Here is a 2,978-nt window from a genome sequence, read left to right on the forward strand (position 1 = left end):
AACACGCCACCCGCACTAATTTCGGGATGATGCGCTACCAACATCAGACTGAGCAACGCCCCGATCGAGTTACCGACAAATACCGTCGGCTGGTTGATATACTCATGCCAGAAGTCAACGACTAATTCTTCCCACAGTTCCATGCTGTAGTCGATCTGCGCCTTATCCGAGCCACCAAATCCCAATAGATCGATCGCGTAGACCTGATAGCCACCCTCAGCTAAGATCGGGATATTCTTGCGCCAATGATCGATCGAGGCACCGAAACCATGAATCAATAATAGCGGTTGACCTGCGCCTGTAACGCTATATTTAATCTGATGTCCGCGCCAGTTCCAGGTGAGCTTTGCGGCAATACGGAGCGGTGATAGGGATGGAGTTGCGGTCATGAATGATGTGGGACTATACGGATATCTCGATCTTAGTAAAAAATTTTGATGAAGGAAAGGTGCGGTTTCTCGCATCTGGCACTAATATCAATCCCACCAGTAAGAAATAATAACCGCATCTCGATCGCGTTTGAAATTTTCGCCCCACAAGCCACCTTGCAATCGGAGCGAAACATATTCTCGAAATTCCCAATCCTCCTCTTCATTCTCAGTACTACTATCGCAAATACTCACCTCATCCGCTCGCCACTTTTTACCAAAATCCATCAGTTGGGACACGATCGTATCTTGATTTTCGGCCAAGATATACAGAGTATCAGCAGGATAGGGAATAAAATGAATGATACTACCCTCTGGCATCGGACGATAGTTAGCTATCGCTAGCAAGGTTTCTACCGTACCGCAGAAGCTCAACCCACTTTTATCTGGCGCATAAATGGGTTTAGAAAATACAAAACTTCGCCACAGTTGGGAATGAGCCGCCAAATCCGTAATTACTTCTTCACCATTAAATTCATTAAACTGCCGTTGATAAACTAAAGCGGCGATTACTTCTTGTGGTGTATAGTCGCGGGCAACCGTTTGAATTTTGTCTAGGTTTAACATCATTTTGCTTGAGAGATGTCTTACAAGTCGATCGTACGAATCGATCGATTCCCATTTCAAATATATTTTAAATACTAAACAACCTTCTAACTTCAACTTCAATATCTGGAAAAGATAAAGGCGAAATCGAGCCGATAGTCAATTTAGTTTGGGCTTCATAGCCATCATTACCTGCATCTCTAAACACGATTAATTCTGCTGCTGGTAAATTGACTACCCAATATTCCAAAATCCCCGCCTGAGAGTAGATTCGTTGCTTGACATTGATATCTTTAGCAAGAATAGTATCGGAATATTCAATCAACCAAAAGATATCTTCTGGGTAAGGATGGTGGGCGAGATATTGAGTATCAGGCGATCGCACGATCGCGACATCTGGCTCTGGTTCAGAATTATTCGGGAGCGTAATCGGGTGAGTTTCCCGCACTTTCGCTCTATTTATCAGTAATTCTCTGAGATATTCTACCGTTCTGCCACAGTACACGGCATGAGGCATTCCTTCTGGTGGCATCTCGACAATATCTCCGGCTAATAGTTCCACCCGCCTGTCGTCCAAAATACCTGTAGCAACTAGCTCATGGTATTGGTCGATCGTCCACTTGGCAATAGTTATACTCATTCGATCGTTTCCTGTGAAGAGTTAATATTATTATATCAAAGGTTATAATATACTTAGTTCAAGGATCTTGCCTTTAGGATCGGGCTGCTCTTGCTTGACGGAACCGATTTAGAATATCGTTTACGACTGTTTCCCCGTCTAGCACTTCGCCTCTAGCAACTTCTGCTCTAGCAATATCTATTTTTTCCCGAACTTCATTCACCCATTGAAAATATTCAGTGTTCTGTTTCTCCAGCAGACGAAAGGCTGTATCGATGACTTCTTCAGGGTTGCTAAATTTTCCTGCGTCAATTTGCGACTGAATGAATCGTTCGTGTTCGGGTGTAAGGACGATCGCCATAGGTGTAAGAAATACTGGTTATACTTGTGCTTTAGCGTAGTTCAATTACTTTGACGTAGGATGCAGCACCGATCTGGATAGATATTGATGTGTATATTCGATCGAATAAATCATTCGCAATTGTCTGTAAGATCGGGCAAATGTAAGCATATTTCCAAATCTTCATCGAGTTGATGGAAAGGATCGTATTGAAGTAAGCTCCCTTTTTTATGATTGGCTGTAGCTCGGTCGGTAAAAATGTTCTTTAGGATATCGACAGCTTCGGATTGAAACTGATAAGCGACTGGAGTATTATTCTTGGCAAAATAGACTCTAGAAATATCGATCGATATTTTAAAATGGAGTTCTGGGAAATTTTCGTAAGCAAGTATTTTCAGGGCGTTATGGTAGCAATTCAACGCATCATCATAGTAACTCTGGGAGTCCCACCGCTCCTCGCGTTGTCGAGCGTTACCTTCATAATAATGAGTACGTCCAATCAGTTGTTGTAAAAATATCCAGCCTTCTGGATGAGTATCAGGGTGAATATATTCAAAGGACTGATTATAGGCATCGATTTGGACTCGGTAGCCATGCAGAAGCCCTAATGCTTTACCTCTATTATCCCAGATCTGATAGTTGTCAGGTTTAATCTCAATCGATCGGTCGTAGCTAGAAATCGCATTTGTATATCTGCCCAAATCGCCAAGTGCAATGCCTCTATTGTACCAAGCTTGGTATAAGTCGGGTTTTAGCTCAATTGCTCGATCGTAACTAGCAATCGTCTCCTCAAATCTTCTAACCTTATAGATGACAACACCTCTGTTGTACCAACATCGATAGTCATTAGGTGCTATGTCAATTGCAAGATCGTAACTAGCAATTGCTTCCTGATATCGTCCTAACTCTACTAAAATAATGCCTTTAGTAAACCAGGCTTCATGGTAATCTGACTGAATCTCAATTGCTCGATTGCAACAACTAATTGCCTCTAAATATTTTTCCATGCCACCTAGTGCAATACCTCGATTATTCCAAGCTAGAT

General features: G+C 42.3%; 5 protein-coding genes. All 5 read right to left on the bottom strand.

The genetic code is table 11. The features are described from left to right. A partial coding sequence (locus RMO35_RS00175) for an alpha/beta fold hydrolase (protein ID WP_309737721.1) occupies positions 1-389 on the bottom strand: 389 nt, incomplete at its 3' end. Positions 390-476: 87 nt separating this feature from the next. Continuing rightward, complete coding sequence (locus RMO35_RS00180) at positions 477-995, bottom strand: hypothetical protein (RefSeq protein ID WP_396135575.1); 519 nt, start codon at positions 993-995, stop codon at positions 477-479. A gap of 67 nt (positions 996-1,062) precedes the next feature. Beyond that, positions 1,063-1,614 (bottom strand): Uma2 family endonuclease, encoded by a 552-nt coding sequence (locus tag RMO35_RS00185; protein WP_309737723.1) that lies wholly within the window; start codon positions 1,612-1,614, stop codon positions 1,063-1,065. Between the two features lie 73 nt (positions 1,615-1,687). Beyond that, the gene (locus RMO35_RS00190; protein ID WP_309737724.1) at positions 1,688-1,954 is read right to left on the bottom strand and encodes a type II toxin-antitoxin system ParD family antitoxin; all 267 of its coding nucleotides are present in this window, start codon (positions 1,952-1,954) and stop codon (positions 1,688-1,690) included. A gap of 110 nt (positions 1,955-2,064) precedes the next feature. Next, positions 2,065-2,978, bottom strand: a 914-nt coding sequence (locus tag RMO35_RS00195; protein ID WP_309737725.1) for a tetratricopeptide repeat protein, incomplete at its 5' end; no start/stop codon positions are given.

It is taken from the genome of Chamaesiphon sp. OTE_20_metabat_361, assembly GCF_031364565.1.